Below are 17,053 nucleotides of genomic sequence, written 5' to 3'. Positions count from 1 at the left end.
TGATAATTGTATCTTCAGCATAGAATTTTCATTAAAGTAGTTGAAATAAAAATGAAAACAAACACATACGAAGCGATCGTAGTCGGCACCGGAATCAGCGGTGGCTGGGCAGCGAAGGAATTGTGCGAGAAGGGATTGAAGACGTTGGTACTGGAACGCGGAAGGAACGTAGAGCACATCAAAGACTATGATGATATGGTGCCACCGTGGGAACTTCCTTACCGGGGTCGGATCACAAAGGAAGATCGCAGAAACAGTCCGATCCAAAGTGGGGTTTACAATTACAACGAGCGCTCTAAAAAGTATTTTGTCAACGACCTGGATAACCCATACATTCAGGATAAACCCTTTGAATGGGCACGGGGATATCAGGTCGGCGGCAGAAGCCTTATATGGGGCCGTCAAAGTTACCGACGCAGTTTTCTCGATTTTGAAGCCAATGCAAAAGATGGTTTCGGGGTGGATTGGCCGATTCGGTACAAAGACATCGAACCGTGGTATGATTATGTAGAACCTTTCGTGGGTATTTCAGGATCAAAAGAAGGATTGGCGCACTTACCGGATGGAAAATTTCAACCACCGATGCCCATGAATTGTGTGGAATCCGAAGTCGCTCAACGGATCAAAGGAAAATTTGAAGACGGTCGGATGATCATTCACGGCCGTACAGCAAATCATACACAGAAAGTAGGAGACCGGGGACCTTGTCAGTACAAGGGAAGCTGCGGAGCGGGACATGCCTGTTCTTTTGGCGGGTATTTTTCAAGTAATTCGGCTACCTTACCGGCAGCAGCTAAGACTGGCAACATGACTTTACGGCCCTATTCGATGGTTCAGGAAGTCCTCTACGATAAAGAAACAAGAAGGGCCACCGGAGTCCGGGTGGTCGACACGGAGACAATGGAACATACCGAGTTTTTTGCTCCAATAATTTTCCTCAATGCCTCCACCCTCAATACCACGGCTATATTATTGAATTCTAAATCCGACGTTTTCCCGAATGGAATGGGGAATGGCAGCGGTGAACTTGGGCACAATTTAATGGATATGCCGTACGGAATGGGCGCCCGTGGAAGATATGAAGGATTTGAAGATAAATTCACCTTTGGCAGTCGACCAACGGGGATTTTTGTACCACGCTTCCGGAACATCAATAAAGCCACGGAGCAAAAGGATTATGTCAGAGGGTTCACCTATCAGGGAGGGGCCGGAAGAGGAAGAAAAGGAGACGAAGGCTTTGGCAGAGATTTCAAAGAAAGTTTGTCAATGCCCGCAGATCACTGGACCATGGGGATTACAGCATGGGGAGAGCATTTGCCCCATCATGATAATAAAATGTACCTGCACAAAGATAAAAAGGACAAATATGGCATGCCGGTAATCTGTGTGGATTGTGAATGGAAGGAAAATGAAGCCGCCATGGTCGACGATATGATGAATAGCGCTGCAGAGATACTGGAAATGGGTGGACTGAAGGACATAGAAACGTATAATTGGGGCAAAATTCCCGGATCATGCATACATGAAACCGGTACGGCTCGAATGGGCAAGGACCCGAAAACTTCGGTCTTAAATCGATGGAATCAAATCCACGAGGTCCCCAATGTTTTTGTTACAGATGGCTCTTCGATGTGTTCTTCAGGCACTACGCCAGGTCCTTCAGTAACCTATATGGCTTTGACGGCCAGGGCAGTGGATTATGCGGTGAAGGAGCTAAATCGCAGGAACCTATAAGATATAAACGATGATGGATAGAAGAAAATTTATAAAAGAGGGCGGGTCGAAATTAGGAGTGCTGACCATAGGATCGGGAATCCTGTTGTCCGGCAGTTGCGATTCCCGGGGTGAAACCGCATACAATACGGTGTTTTCAAACGGAGATGTCCGCTTGATCAATGAGTTGGGGGATGTAATTCTACCCCCGACGGAGGTGCCTGGTGCAAAGGCGGCCCAGGTCGGTCAGTATATTGCATTAATCGTGCAAGATTGTTATGCGGAAGAGGATGCGATAAAATTCAAACGAGATTTGGCAGATTTGAATACATTTAGCCGGGAAACCTACAACCGTTCCTTTCTGGATTGCAGCGAACAGGAGCGGATAGAACTGGTTTCGATAATGGAAGAACAACACGAAGGTTATCATTCCATAAAAAGCCTTATTGTTGCTGCTTATCTCTCCTCAGAAATCGGGCGAACACAACTATTTGATTATTATCCGGTGCCAGGTCGGTATGATGGTTGTTCATCAAAAAGACCTTGGTAAAATAATGCTTTATTGCGCCATACAATGATTCAAAAAATGGGAATAAGCCAAAAGAAATTGCGATTAAAGTTTCAGGATTACTATATATTGGTGATTAAAACATGAAAAGAAGGGAATTTGTCCAAAAAGTCACTATAGTATCAACTGGAGCCTCTTTGGTACAAAACAAGATTGCGAAGTTTAAAGAGATTCCAGGTGAATCGGGAGATCAAGAGCAATCTCCAAGTACAATATCCATTGTAGCTCCTTCAACGATTCAAGTGAATGAACCTTTTTCTGTAGGCATTCGAATGCTGACCGATCCCTATTTTACAAAGTGGGGGCCGGATTGGAGCCGGACAGGCGCCACGGTCAACGGACCGTTTAATAAATCACCGAGAGGAATCCATTTTATGGACAATGTCTTGCCAGCATGGAAAGGGTCTGTTCGTATCTCCGGGTCGGATGGGTTCACGGGAAGAGCAAAGTATTCTTTTTCTGAAGGAACAGGGCCTTATCAGAAAGATCATCGACCCATACGCAGATTGGAAGGTTTCCGGTTTTCGAAACCAGGTGTAAAGTATATAAAGGTAGTGGATCCCGTGAGCGGCATCGAAGGGGTGAGTAATGCGATTAAGGTCAGCCATGTAAAAATGGAAGACCGATTATTCTGGGGGGATACCCATTGCCATAGTATTTTTGGCGACGGAGTACGGACGCCGGAGGAATTACATGCCTTCGCCAGGGATGAGGCCTTTTTGGATGTATTTTCACATACGGAACATACCGAAGCCATCACCGATGATCAATGGGATTACTTTTCTGCGGTGGCGAATCGATTCAACGAACCGGGGAAGTTCGTGACCTTTATTGGTGGAGAATGGACGAGCAAACCTTTTGGTCATCGAAATTTTCTGTATCCGGGTGCAACTGGTCCGGTAATCCGAAGTAGTGATGAGAATCAGAACACCCTTGAAGAGTTATTTGACATCGTTCGTAAGCACAAAGGGCTGGTGGTAGCTAATCACCCGAAGGATTCAGCTTTTATTATTGATTTTGACACCTATCACCACGATCCGGAGGTAGAGCGATTGGTGGAAATGTATTCTATAGGTGGGAGTCATGAGAGGCCCTCACCGGAAGAAAGGCAAGAAGAGGCTTCAAAAAATAATTCAGTCGTTGATGGATTGAAAAAAGGACACAAACTTGGGATGATCGGTGTTGGCGACACACACGATGGCAGACCGGGCGATGCGCTTCATGAATTTCAATTGGAACCCGAAGGATATAGAGATCTTGAAAAACCCGGTTTGACCGGCATATGGGCGAAAGACCTCAGTCGCGAATCCATCTTCGATGCCTTGTGGAATCGACGGGTCTATGCCACAACGCATCATCGTACTATTGTGAAGTTTTCCATGAACGGCTCTCCGATGGGGTCAACCATCAGTGGTACAGACGGACTTACTTTGGAAGCTGAAATAGCCAGCAATTTGTCGATTGAAAAGATAGAGTTGATTTCCAACGGAGAGGTCATGGAAGCCACCCATCCCTCGAAGAAGGCTTTTACCTGGAATCGAAACCTTAATGGGCGATTTGATAATGATAGTTGGGTTTACGTCAGAGTGACATTGGAAGAAAATAATTATGCGTGGACCAGCCCTATATGGATTTTAAACGGCTGAATCAATAAAAGTAATTCAACGTGAAGAAAAACAGAAGAGCGTTTATACGACAATCAGGTTTGACAGGGCTTGGATTATCCACAGTTGGATTGGGTTCCGGATTGGGAAGGAGATTTAATTTTATCGGCCCAAAGGAAATGGAACATGATATCTATAATGGCGTCGCTCCCTCCGATTGGAATGTGTTTGATGCCCATTGTATTGTGGGACGCCATTTAAAATGGAACGGGGAAGGGCTCCATACTATGGAAGATTTGCTGTCTGAAATGGATCATTATGGTATCACCGAAGCGCTGGTGGTGGATAGTCTGAGCCGGGAAAATCATCCTTTTGACGGCAATCAGAGAATATTGGAAAGAAGTAAAACGCGTCCCCGTATTCATCCTGCCTGGTCTGTCTTGCCGAGCGTGCTGGAAGAAACCGGACGTTCGCCGGAACAGTTTTTCAGAGAAATGCAGAGGAATAATGTACGTGCACTGTTTCTGTTCACCAATCAATTTTTCTTTAATTTGTCCGATTGGTGCATTGATGCGTTGATGGAACCTCTGGCTGAACGCAAAGTACTTGTGTTCATAAATCCGGTAGAAGCCAATGGACGTGGCAGCTCCGATGCTACAGACTGGGATGGTATAGTGGATTTGTGCAAAAGGTGGCCGGATATTCCGGTTATTATAAGCGAAGGACGCATCAGGAGATCGCAACGTATGCTCTATAAGGCTTTTGATGCCTGTCCCAACTTGCATCTGGAACTCAGCGCCCATTGGTTGCATCGGGGAATTGAATTTATTAGCGAACATTGGGGGGCGAATCGACTTGTTTTTGGTTCAGGATGGCCGAAGTATGGACAACATATGACCCTGGTCAATTTGACTACTGCACAGATTGATGAAAAAGATAAAAAGTTGATCGCCGGAGATAATCTACGGAAGATACTTAGTTGGGATACGCCAATTCCTAAGCTAAAGGTTGATTTTCCAGAGCCGCACGATGAATACGTGAAATATGGTCGATCAGGAATACGGCCATCCGACATGACATTCTATGACGTCCATGGCCACCTCGGAGAATATAATGCACATTATCATGTACCCGAATCTGATATCGAAAGCGTGGTAGAAGACATCCAATACTATGGTCTGGAAAAAATATGTGCATTTAGTTTTGCCGGCGTATATAGTGATGAAGTTTTTGGAAATGACATCGTATCCCGGGATGTGAAAATGCACTCAGATCGGTTTATCGGTTTTACTTTATTAAATCCCCTGCGGGGCGAGGAAGAAATGAATGCGGAGTTGAAAAGAGGGGCTGCTCAGGGAATGCGAGGCATTAAGCTCATTCCTACGTATCAGGGATATCCTGTAGAGGGGCCTCTGATTGAGGTAGCCTGTCAATGGGCGCATGACCATCAACAAATTATCATTAATCACTACTGGGGCTCGGCTGAACAAATTGAAAAACTGGTGTCGAAGTACACAAAAGCCTGTTTTGTCACGGCACATACGACGACCGCCTATGCAGATGTAATGAAGGAATATCAGAATTTATATATATGTTCAGTGCCGTTATTATCACCACGCGCGTGCGAAGAGGTCGTAGACGCTATTGGAGCCGATCGGTTTTTATTCGGAACCGACTTATTGGATTTGCCGATCGGGTGGGGATTGGGACCAATCCTGTTTGCCCGAATAAGCACTGAGGAGAAGAGATTAATCCTTCATGATAACCTAAAAAATATTTTAACAAAGTACAGTTTATAAAGCAATAACATATGTTCAATTTTAAATATCACCCTTTTATTAGCATAATCTTCTTCAGCTGTATTCTGCTTTTTGGATGTGAAACGGGAAAGGAAGCCTTCCCTGATGCAGAGGAGATTCTCTCCACCTTTAAAGTTGCGGAAGGTTTCCAGATCGAATTGATGGCTGTGGAACCGCTTATATCGGATCCGGTCGCTATGGAAATTGATGAGCAGGGACGAATGTATGTAGTGGAAATGCACGGATATCCGCTGGATAAAAGCGGTTCCGGAAATGTAAAATTATTGACCGATACGAATGGGGACGGGATCATGAACCATTCTGAGACTTTTGCATCCGATCTGCTTTTTCCTACCGGTGTGTTGAGGTGGAAGAAGGGGATATTGGTTACCGATCCACCCAATGTATTGTACTTGGAAGATACAGATGGCGATGGAATAGCTGATATCCGCGATACGATATTGTCCGGATTTGCCGTGTCGAATCCACAACACAACTTTAATACGCCTATCCTCGGCATTGATAACTGGATTTACATTTCCAACGAACCGGCGGTTACAGCTAAAGTATACACTGAAGAATTTAATGATCTGGGTTCAGAAGTCCGGTTTTATGGGAAACCCAACGGACCGGTACTGTCACAAAATGCCAGAGGCCAACGCATTCGCATGAAACCGGACGAGCTCAAAGTCGAAATGACCTCAAGTCGGGGGCAGTTTGGCCAGACGTACGATCAGTGGGGACGGCAATTTCTGGTCAGCAATTCGAACCACACTTTTCAGGAAGTCATGCAGGCCTCATATTTAAACAGAAACCCAAACCTATTGATTTCTCATGCTACAGAGAGTATATCAGATCATGGGAATGCTGCGGAAGTCTATCCGATTACCTTAAATCCGGAATATCAGCTTCTGACAGATCTCGGTGTTTTTACTTCGGCCTGTGGTTCTGTAGCGTATTCCGACGGCTTGTTCCCTTCCGAATATGAGAATACCATTTTTGTGGCTGAACCCGTGAGTAATTTGGTCCACGTTGATAAAATCACAGAAACAGGTGCTGCATTCACGGCCTCACGAATGTTCGAAAAAAAGGAGTTTTTAACCTCTGAAGATGCATGGTCCAGACCGGTTAATCATTATGTGGGCCCTGATGGAGCACTGTACGTCGTGGATTATTATCGAAGGATTATTGAGCACCCGGAATGGATGGGAGAGGATGTGATTCAATCTGGGACCATATACGATGGCGTTGATCAGGGCAGGATCTTCCGGATTACACCGAAAGGAACGCCGGCGGCACAATGGACGACGAATCTTGATATGGTTGCCTTATCTGATCAGGAATTGGTTGAGTTACTTGGCCATGAAAATGCCTGGTACCGAAGAAATGCACAGCGATTGCTGTTGGATAGAGAAAATCCGGAAGCGATACCCTTATTGAAAGAAATGGTTCGATCAGGTTCTTCCGCATTGGGCCGACTACACGCTGCTTGGACTTTGGAGGGTATGAATGCCTTGAGCTCCGATTTGGTGGTTCAATTATTGCATGATCCGATACCCGGAGTTCGCGAAAACGCTGTAAAATTATCAGAGACTTTTCTTAAAGACGGAGAAATTCAACGAGCGTTATTGGCTCTTCACTCGGATGAAAATGCTCGTGTTCGATTTCAGCTTATGTGTACTTTGGGGAGCCTGGACACTCCAGAGGCCAACCAAGCCCGTGATGCTATGGTAGTGCAGAATGTGAGTGATTCTTGGTTTCAGGTGGCGGCTTTATCTGCTCACAACCCCCGATTAGCAAACCTATTGGAAACTAGTATTGGAAATTTCAACGAAAACAAACGCTCGTATCAAGAATTTATAAAACGGATTGTTTCCATGATATCTGCCCAAAATGATGTGTCCAGCATTAAAACCCTGATTCTCAGATCTCTTGGCTGGAAAGATCAAAGCAATGCCGAATTACCGGCGGCTATTTTAGAAGGATTGGTACAAGGTCGTCGAAGCATCGATTATAAATCCGCCGCTTTTGAAGCGGAGCGAAATGCGCTTCTCAGTACGGTATTTACGAATCCCTTTCAATCCGTTCGGCAAGCGAGTTTATCTTTGCTTAGTCATATGGGATTGCCCAAAGGCAGGTCCACCCAAAAAGCGAAAGATCGTTCCCTGTCCATAATAAAGGATCTAAAAGCGAAAGAAGATGACCGTGTCTTTGCGATACAGCTGTTGGCCTTATCAGGAGATGATCAATCCTACGATGTACTTAAAAACATGTTGGTTCCCAACGAATCCATCCGGATCCAACGGGTAGCACTCCAGGCTATGCATCGGCTCAAAGGACAGGAATTTGTGAGTTACTTAATAGATCATTGGCCGTCATTGGCTCCGGGTTTGCGAGATGAAGCAGTGCGAATGCTCTTGTCCGGAGAACCGAGTATTCGAATGATGGTAGAGGCACTGGAGAAGGGGGTAATTGACCCTTCAGCTATTCCCTGGCGTCAACAAGTAGGTATGATGGCGCAGGCGAATGATGAACTTCGAAAACGATCCCGGGATATTTTCTCTCAGAAGGTAACCGATGCAGATAAAAAGGAATTACTTGACAAGTATCAAGAAGCGACCGAACCGAAAGGAGATCCTGTGAAAGGATTAGCTGTGTACAAGGCTCAATGTGCCTTGTGTCATCAAATTGGCGGGGAGAACGGTACGGCTTACGGACCGGATCTGGCCACGATCCAGAATCGAAAACGAGCTTCTATATTAAAAGACATATTAGATCCGGGTTTATCTATTGCTGACGGGTATGACCTTTGGGAAGTCACTTTGAAAAATGGAGAAACCAAACAGGGAATTATTGGATCAGAAACCAGTACGTCCATAAATTTGAGAATATTGGGGTCAGAGGATGAGGTTATTTCACGAGAGGACATCGAAAGGATTCAGGCAAAAAATATATCGGTAATGCCGGCGGGATTGGAGAATATGATTGGCGTAGAAGACATGATGAATTTGCTGGCATTTATAAAGAAGATAAAATAGATTGCCTGGGATGTGGGAGCCCCTGGGCCCACAAAAGAACTAAACAATGGACCATGGCTCCATTCTCCCAGGTTTATGGGGCGCTAAACACATACGGGAACATATTCCCTTGGTGAACGATACAAAAACTATATACTATGAATAAACAAAACTTAACGATCAAATTGGCTCTGTTTCTAACCCTGTCTATCATTTGGACTTCGGGCAATTCTCAGGACTTCCGCGCAGGAGTCGCCAAGCGGAACATCTCTCCGGATAATTCTCAGCAGTTACTAGGGTATGGCGCCCGAAAATCAACTGGCGTGCACGATTCTATCTTTCATCGCATTGTCGTCCTCGATGATGGGAAAGACCAATTTTATTTGGTGTCCAGTGATATATGCCTGGTATCTCCGTCCGAATATGACCGGGTAAAAGATATCATTAAGAAGAAATACAACATCCAGGACAACCAGTTCTGGTGGAGTGTAACTCATACCCATTCAGCGCCGGAAGTTGGTCCTCCGGGACTACCCAGTGTCTTTTTAGGAAATCGGTATGAGCACCAGTATGACACGGCTTACACCAATTTTGTTACCCGGGAATTACTGATTGGAATAGCGGAAGCGCGATCACAGTTAAAACCGGCTCATTTGGGTGTTGGGTGGGGATATGCACAGGCCAACATCAATCGCCGTGCACGAACTATTGATGGGAATACCCGTTTGGGTATGAACCCGGACGGGCCGGTAGACCGACGGATTGGAATACTTCAGCTGACGGATAAAGCAACGGGCAATCCCATTGCCCATATCGCAAATTATGCCATCCATGGTACAGTCATGAGCGGCGCTAATCTTGAAATCAGTGGTGACGCTCCGGGCATCGTATCCGAATACGTAGAAGAGAAAACGGGTGCTCCCTTGTTGTTCATCAATGGGGCAGCGGGTAATATCGCTCCGATCTACAGTGTGTATCCAAGTCCGGCTGCGGGGCATTTGGATGAATTCAAAGTGCTACTGGGAAACAAAATACTGGCGTCTTTGAAGCACATCGATACTGAAGAAACGGTGGATATGGAATTCGGAAGCATCGTGGTGCGAACACCCAGAAAGAAAGATTTGGGTTGGACGGATGATTTAAAAAATTATACTGATAAAACAGGATCAGGAGTGGACCAGGTTTTGCTTCCCATAACCTTCTTAAAGTTCAACAATCGAATCGGAATATGGGCGGCTCCATTGGAGCTTTTCTGCGAAATATCCAATGAAATCAGGGATAGATCTCCTTTTACATACACCTTCTATTTTGGGTACACCAATGGTTGGCTGGGATACATGCTGACAGAAGAAGAATGGCAATACAATGGATATGAACCCACCGTATCTCCATTTAGACCCGAAGCAGGCCGACAAATGACAGAGGCGGTATCCGCCTATCTTCAGGGTGAATTATTAAGCAAGTAGCCAATTAGTAAACGTGTAAATCAGCTTATACTTTAAAATTAATCGATATGACAAATTCGTCCATTTTCTTAAGAGTTTTATTAGGTCTGTTTATAATCGGGTTTTTACCTTACCCGGCAACTTCCCAGACGCCCGAATTTCCGTGGCCGGAAGGGAAGAAGATGGCCATTAGCCTGACTTTTGATGATGCCCGTACCAGTAATCCCATCCATGGAATCCCTTTGTTAGATGAATACGATGTGGACGCTACATTTTATGTCTTACCGGAACGCGTTAAAACCAACCTTGCAGGTTGGCGGGCTGCCGTAAAGGAAGGTCATGAAATGGCAAATCATTCGTATCACCATCCATGCAGTGGCAATTTTGGATGGGCACGACCTTTGGAAGATTATACCACAGATAAAATGCGGGATGAACTCACCGAGGCCAATCATGCTATTGAAGAGTTACTAGGTGTAAAGCCGGTATCGTATGCTTACCCGTGTGGTCAGACCACGATAGGGCGAGGAATGACTTCTCAAAGTTTTATTTCTTTGATTTCTGAAATGTTTGTGACGGGTCGTCTTTGGTTGAGCGAAGCACCGGTCGATCCATGGTATTGCGATATGGCTGCATTGACGGGAATGAAAATGGACAATGCTGAATTTGATGAGATTTTGCCGTTGATTGAATCCGCCACCAAAAAAGGCCAATGGCTGATATTGGCGGGACATGAAACGGGTGATTCAGGGAATCAAACGACATATTTATCCATGCTCCGAAAATTATGTGAATATGCCAAAGATCCGGCAAATGGAATCTGGATTGCGCCGGTTGGTACCATTGCAGAATATGTACTTGAGAAGCGCCAGGAATTTCTGGATTCGATCAATATACCGCGGATTACGTATGCTGGAGGTTATGGCGAATTGGTATTGGATGCGATCCATGCGAAAGCGGTTGGACCTGAGATCCAATATATGCCGGCGTGGGAAGCCTTCGGATGGTTTACCGGCAAAGACAAAGTAGAGTGGGAGGTAGATGCCGACGTTTCAGGACTATACAGAGTACAGATGGAGTGGTCGGTTTCTGATAAAGAGGCAGGAAAAGAATTTATACTGGAGACTGAAGATGAACAACTACGGGGAAAAGTGAAAAGATCGGGTTCCTGGGAAACTTTTAAAAAGGAATACATTGGCCAGATTTATTTAGAAAAAGGCTACCAGAAGATCACATTTAGACCTTCTGAAGAATTTGAGACGGGAGCACTGCTGGATCTGCGTCAAATACGATTGACACCACTATCCGGGACTGTTAATAACCGCCCGCCATTAAGTCGCACATCGTTGAAAAACAGGGGTATGTGTGCCAACAAGTCATTTGATGGTTTAACTGAAATCAAAACCGCATTTGAACCTGTGCCTAAAAATCAGGGCATCACAAACGATGGGGTATATTACTATGTCTCACCCGACCATCATACCATTGAAAAACGAAAAATGAGTAACTTTGATCTCATCAAATCAGCGACCTATCCGGATAAAATCGGTGGCTTATTTTTTGATTATGATGCGGACGAAATCCTGACTTGTAGTGGTCAATATGAAACAGGCGGAGATGCTTTCGTGTCTCGAATCAATAAGAATACACTCCAAATCACGGAAACCATTGATATTTCAAAGCATACCAGACATGGCGTCAATGCAATAGTTCGACTTGGAAATAAATACTATGTTGGAGAAACTGCTGTCGGTGATGATGCAGAACCCAAATCATGGTTTTCGTTTGATCAACATTTTGATTTTATTGAAACTGTTTATTCACATCAAAGCCAAAAAGGCAGCTATGATTGGCAGGATGCTACAGTATATAACGGTAAGATTATTGCCACCGATCACAATGGCTTTGTGTTTGCTTTTTGCGTATTACCCAACGGTCAATTATCAGCCCTTGGAAAGTACGATTCATCTGGCAGATATTACGAGGGAATTACCATAAAGGAGAATCGGTTTTACATCTGGAAGAGCAAGGTGGGAATCATATCTGCAACATTAAAATAATCCTTAAATTAAATGGAAATCCTTTTCATTTTATTACCTCTGGTATTTCTTATGCTGATGGCGTATCGTGGAGCCAGCGTGATTATTTTTGCACCCATCGCTGCTATGCTTGGAGTTCTTTTATACAACCCGGAATGGGTTCCCGCCTTTTTTACCGGGATATTTATGGAGAAGTTAGCCGGATTTGTCCGATTGTACCTACCGGTCTTTCTATTGGGCGCCATATTTGGTAAATTGATTGAATTATCAGGTTATGCCAGATCGATCACCCGGTCCATCATCCATTGGTTGGGTGAAGAACATGCGATAGTAGCTATCGTGTTGGTGGGTGCGATATTGACATACGGTGGCGTATCGCTTTTTGTAGTTGTATTCGCATTGTATCCTTTTGCAGCAGATCTTTTTAAGACGGTCCAAATACCGAAAAGACTGATACCCGGTGCCATTGCATTGGGTGCTTTTACCTTTACCATGGATTCCTTTCCGGGAACACCTCAGATCCAAAACATTATTCCAACAGCTTTTTTTGGAACCGATGCCTGGGCTGCTCCGATTCTGGGGATCATAGGCGGTTTACTGACTTTTGCCATTGGCATATTTTATCTGAATCGTCGAATGCGCACAGCTAAACGAAAGGGGGAACGTTATGGCCAAAACCATAAAAATGAACCAGTGATTGCAACTTATGAATCCACCCCTTCTATTTATCTGGCTGTCTTGCCATTGCTGTTTGTTGCAGTGGGAAACAAATTGTTTGGTCTGTTATTTGACAGCTACTATGGTGATGTCTTTGATTTTTCCACGGCCGGGGTATCCAATGTAAACCCGCTTCAAGTGTCATCATTAGCTGGTATTTGGGCAGTATCTGGCGGTTTAATTTTAGGAATACTAACCGTACTAGTATTTTCATTTAACACGGTCCGTAAAAAGTTGGTTACCGGGATAAATATTTCCGTGGGAGGCGCTTTGCTGGCTACGTTAAATACCGCTTCGGAATATGGATTCGGTGGTGTGATTGCCGCGTTACCTGGCTTCAAAGTGGTTAGTGAGGGTATGTCCACCGTATTTAAAAATCCTTTGGTGAATGAAGCGATTACAACAACTACGTTAGCCGGGATCACCGGGTCAGCTTCTGGTGGACTGAGTATTTCGCTGGCTACGATGAGTGAGAAATATATTGCAATGGCAGCAGAAGCCGGAATATCTCACGAAGTATTGCATCGGATTGCTTCCATGGCCAGTGGGGGCATGGATACGCTGCCGCACAATGGAGCAGTCATAACACTGTTGGCTGTGACTGGTTTAACCCATAAGGAGTCGTATCGGGATATTTTCTTTTTTACAATTCTCAAAGTAATTATTGTATTTTTTGTGATCGGGGTGTATTATCTCACCGGCTGGGTATAGATGAAGATCGAGTTATATAACAGCCTATCCTTCTTCACCAAAACCTGTCTTTTTAATGAGTAAATGGATATGTCAGCGTGGGCATTGGCATTCTGGAGTCCCAAAATCAAAAAGATCTGGGAATAGCCGGGGTTATAGCGGCAATTCTGGTCGTGAAAGGTGCGACCTGGGCATTTGGAGCCGGGATTATTCTGACATTCTTAATTTTCGGCAAGAAAATGTTTTTTCAAAATGAGACGAAGGATTTCTAATGCTTACACTATATTAACCATTTGTTATTAAAAGGCTTATTAAGCACAAAATTTGAATACCGTGGTACGATCAAAGGCAGCAGTTTTACATGAAATGGGGATGCCCAGGCCATACGGCACAACCAAACCACTCCACATTGAGGAAGTTGAAATAGACGATCCGGGTTTTGAGGAAGTGTTGGTCAAAATAAAAGCGGCCGGTTTATGTCATTCAGATCTTTCGGTGATAAATGGGAACAGACCCCGACCACTACCTATGGTATTGGGTCACGAAGCGGCGGGGGAGGTCGTGAAGTTGGGTGCAGGTGTAGATCGGTTGGAAGTGGGCGATCATGTCGTATTTGCTTTTCTTCCTTCTTGTGGGCACTGCTCGTATTGCAAGGTAGGTAAGGCAGCGTTATGTGAACCTGGTGCCGTTGCCAATACGAAAGGGGTCCTACTGAGTGGGCATCGACGAATAAGGAAACAAGACCGATATTATAATCACCACATGGGGGTTTCAGTATTTTCTGATTATTCGGTTGCTTCAATTCATTCATTGGTCAAAATTGATACTAGTATTCCGTTTGATATTGCAGCGCTTTTTGGCTGCGCTGTAATGACCGGAGTCGGCGCTGCTGTGAATACCGCTCAGGTAAGATTAGGAGACAGCGTGCTTGTCGTTGGTTTGGGAGGCGTAGGATTATCAGCCATCCTGGGTGCCAGGGCAGCAGGAGCCCGAAAGGTAATTGGGGCTGACATAAATCAGAAAAAGAGAGAAATGGCTTTGCAGATCGGAGCTGATTCAGTTATTGATTCATCCTCCCCCGGTGCTATGGCAGAATTGAAGGAATCTACGAATGGGGGAGTGGATGTATCTTTGGAATTTGCCGGGGTTATTCCTGCGTTGGAATTTGCTTTTCGGGCCACAAAAAGAGGCGGTACAACCGTTACAGCGGCATTGCCTCATCCGGACGCCCGACTGCACCTTTCGCCGGTTGAATTGGTGGGCCAGGAGAAAAACATAAAAGGCAGTTATCTGGGGAGCTGCGTTCCGGATCGGGATATTCCACACTATCTGGAGCTTTTTAAAGCTGGGCGTTTACCGGTGGAACAATTAATCTCCCATAAAATATCTTTGGAGGAGGTCAATAAAGGCTTTGAGCGGTTAGCCAATGGTAAGGCAGTAAGGCAAATTATTTTGTTTGATTAACGGCAAAAGAAATAGGGATAGGACCGATTTTGCTCAGCCATACTCCTGTATTTGCCATATTGCCATTGGCCTCCACAGAGGGGAGCATTCCGATCAATCCACATCATATAATTTTTTGTAGAATGACACGATACCTTCATTCTTTAACACCTCTATTTTTGATTATTTCAAACAAATTTTACGGATGATCATTAATTATGTAGTCCATCGGATGTAAACGATATGAACAATAAATTTCGAAACATTAAGAGGGCTGAATTCTGTAGCAATTTGAATTATAATTTATAGTATATTAAAAACCATGGAGAAAAAATCAAAGCGTTTTCAAAAAGGGATGGAGATTATCAGAGAATATGAAGATAAATCCGAGAACCCGGCCTATTCGATCACCTTTGAAGCACTAATGGATCTGGATGAGGATCTGGAGGATTACATTGTAGAATTTGCTTTTGGGGATATTTATTCGAGATCAGGACTGACACACGAAGAAAAGACATTAATGACAATATCCTCATTGGTTACACAAGGTCTGGAGCCCCAACTCCGACTACACGTCAATACTGGATTAACTGTTGGTATTCCGCCCAAAAAAATTGTTGACGCCATCATCCACCTCCTTCCGTATACCGGATTTCCCAGGGTTTTAAATGCACTTAATATAGCCAAAGATGTATTCAAAAATCGGGGCGTGGAAGTAGGCAAATAGGTGTGTCCATGAGTATTTTCTCTAATTTTATACAGGGCAGTGCGATGCCCAACCATTAATCTTAAGTCCATGGACATTCCGGCCACGATCGCCATCAAAATAAATAGGCACGCTCAAAAAGCTGTCAAAGAAGGACATCCATGGGTTTATGAACGAAGCGTTGTCAAATCTCCGAAGGATACTTCTCCTCCAGGGAGTTTATGTGTTCTATTCGATCAGCGAACCAACAAGCCATTTGCGTTTGGATTGTGGGATCCGGGTGAAGTGATCCGCATTAAAATAATTCACCAAGGCACCAGCGTTACCATCAACAGGGCATTCTGGCATAAGCGGATTCAGACTGCTTTTGGAAAAAGGTTACCGCTGTTGGAAAACGTTAGTGGCTACCGGGCAATCCACGGGGAAAACGACGGCTTCCCCGGACTGATTCTTGATGTGTATAACAAAACAGGTGTTCTAAAAATTTATTCAGAAATATGGACTCCATATCTGGAAGGCATAGTCGATATACTTCGAGATGTATTCACACTGGATCGTGTGGTTTTTAGATTAAGCAGAAAGCTGTCCCTGCATGGTAATTTACCGTATAATGAAGGACAAATCATTGGGTCTGATTTGAAAGAAAATAAAGTTCGGTTTGAAGAATACGGGGTTTCCTTCTTTGCAGACCCCGTTTCTGGTCATAAAACCGGATTCTTTTTGGATCAACGTCCCAATCGATACTGGGTTCAAAAACATTCCAACAACAAAAAAGTATTGGATGTTTTTAGCTATGTGGGAGGTTTTGGTATCCATGCACTGAAAGGTAACGCTAGCACCCTTACATCGATCGATATTAGTTCCCATGCCATGGCTGCAGCCAGACAAAACATTCAGCTCAATGAGCTTGACGATGAAAAATGGACTCCTATAACCGGCGATGCGTTTGATAAAATGGCTGAATTATACCAGAAAAAATTGAGATATGACATCGTCATCATTGATCCACCTTCGTTTGCAAATCAGTCCGGTCATGTGCCATCGGCGTTAAAACAGTACGAACGATTGGCCAGATGGGGGGCGGCCTTAACAGCTCCAAAAGGATATTTAATTCTTGGCTCGTGTTCGAGCAGAATAAGTCTCGAGGAATTGAAATCCGTCCATGAAAATGCTTTTTATTCAAAAACTACGCCGGAATGGGGTCGAATCAAGGTCGTATTGCATGATCTGGACCATCCGGTGACATACCCGGAAGGGTTGTACCTAAAAACGCTTATCTACCAGCGAAAATTTTAAAATCAGCGCCCCTGAG

General features: G+C 44.5%; 11 protein-coding genes and 1 pseudogene. All 12 read left to right on the top strand.

The annotated features are described in order from the left end of the window. The first annotated feature begins 51 nt into the window (after positions 1–51). The 12 genes and pseudogenes from KUV50_RS03550 (at position 52) to KUV50_RS03495 (ending at position 17,037) form a co-directional block, all read left to right on the top strand. Complete coding sequence (locus KUV50_RS03550; protein WP_222578718.1) at positions 52–1,734, top strand: GMC oxidoreductase; 1,683 nt, start codon at positions 52–54, stop codon at positions 1,732–1,734. Positions 1,735–1,747: 13 nt separating this feature from the next. Continuing rightward, positions 1,748–2,263 carry a gluconate 2-dehydrogenase subunit 3 family protein gene (locus KUV50_RS03545; protein WP_222578717.1) on the top strand — a complete coding sequence of 172 codons (516 nt, stop codon included), beginning with the start codon at positions 1,748–1,750 and terminating at the stop codon, positions 2,261–2,263. Between the two features lie 101 nt (positions 2,264–2,364). Next, positions 2,365–3,927 (top strand): CehA/McbA family metallohydrolase, encoded by a 1,563-nt coding sequence (locus KUV50_RS03540; protein ID WP_222578716.1) that lies wholly within the window; start codon positions 2,365–2,367, stop codon positions 3,925–3,927. A gap of 20 nt (positions 3,928–3,947) precedes the next feature. Beyond that, positions 3,948–5,684: an amidohydrolase family protein gene (locus KUV50_RS19565; RefSeq protein WP_222578715.1), complete on the top strand. Its 1,737-nt coding sequence runs from the start codon at positions 3,948–3,950 to the stop codon at positions 5,682–5,684. An 11-nt stretch (positions 5,685–5,695) separates the two neighbouring features. After that, entirely contained in the window at positions 5,696–8,722 is a 3,027-nt protein-coding gene (locus KUV50_RS03530) for a PVC-type heme-binding CxxCH protein (RefSeq protein WP_222578714.1), read from the top strand. 137 nt (positions 8,723–8,859) lie between these two features. Then, positions 8,860–10,167: a neutral/alkaline non-lysosomal ceramidase N-terminal domain-containing protein gene (locus KUV50_RS03525; RefSeq protein ID WP_222578713.1), complete on the top strand. Its 1,308-nt coding sequence runs from the start codon at positions 8,860–8,862 to the stop codon at positions 10,165–10,167. A gap of 47 nt (positions 10,168–10,214) precedes the next feature. After that, the gene (locus KUV50_RS03520) at positions 10,215–12,206 is read left to right on the top strand and encodes a polysaccharide deacetylase family protein (protein WP_222578712.1); all 1,992 of its coding nucleotides are present in this window, start codon (positions 10,215–10,217) and stop codon (positions 12,204–12,206) included. A gap of 12 nt (positions 12,207–12,218) precedes the next feature. After that, positions 12,219–13,613, top strand: a complete 1,395-nt coding sequence (locus tag KUV50_RS03515) for a GntP family permease (RefSeq protein ID WP_222578711.1) — start codon at positions 12,219–12,221, stop codon at positions 13,611–13,613. A gap of 59 nt (positions 13,614–13,672) precedes the next feature. Further along, positions 13,673–13,864: pseudogene (locus KUV50_RS03510) on the top strand (hypothetical protein); the annotation flags it as partial. 61 nt (positions 13,865–13,925) lie between these two features. Next, positions 13,926–15,056, top strand: coding sequence for a zinc-dependent alcohol dehydrogenase family protein (locus tag KUV50_RS03505; RefSeq protein WP_222578709.1), 1,131 nt, complete (start codon positions 13,926–13,928; stop codon positions 15,054–15,056). Positions 15,057–15,357: 301 nt separating this feature from the next. Continuing rightward, positions 15,358–15,762, top strand: a complete 405-nt coding sequence (locus KUV50_RS03500) for a carboxymuconolactone decarboxylase family protein (protein WP_222578708.1) — start codon at positions 15,358–15,360, stop codon at positions 15,760–15,762. Between the two features lie 69 nt (positions 15,763–15,831). Further along, positions 15,832–17,037, top strand: coding sequence for a class I SAM-dependent rRNA methyltransferase (locus KUV50_RS03495; RefSeq protein ID WP_222578707.1), 1,206 nt, complete (start codon positions 15,832–15,834; stop codon positions 17,035–17,037). The last annotated feature ends 16 nt before the right edge of the window (positions 17,038–17,053 follow it).

Source organism: Membranihabitans marinus (assembly GCF_019802045.1).
GTDB classification, from domain to species: Bacteria; Bacteroidota; Bacteroidia; order Chitinophagales; family Saprospiraceae; genus Membranihabitans; species Membranihabitans marinus_A.
The sequence above is the reverse complement of the archived record's forward strand: the minus strand, read 5'-3'. Positions and strand labels throughout refer to the sequence as shown.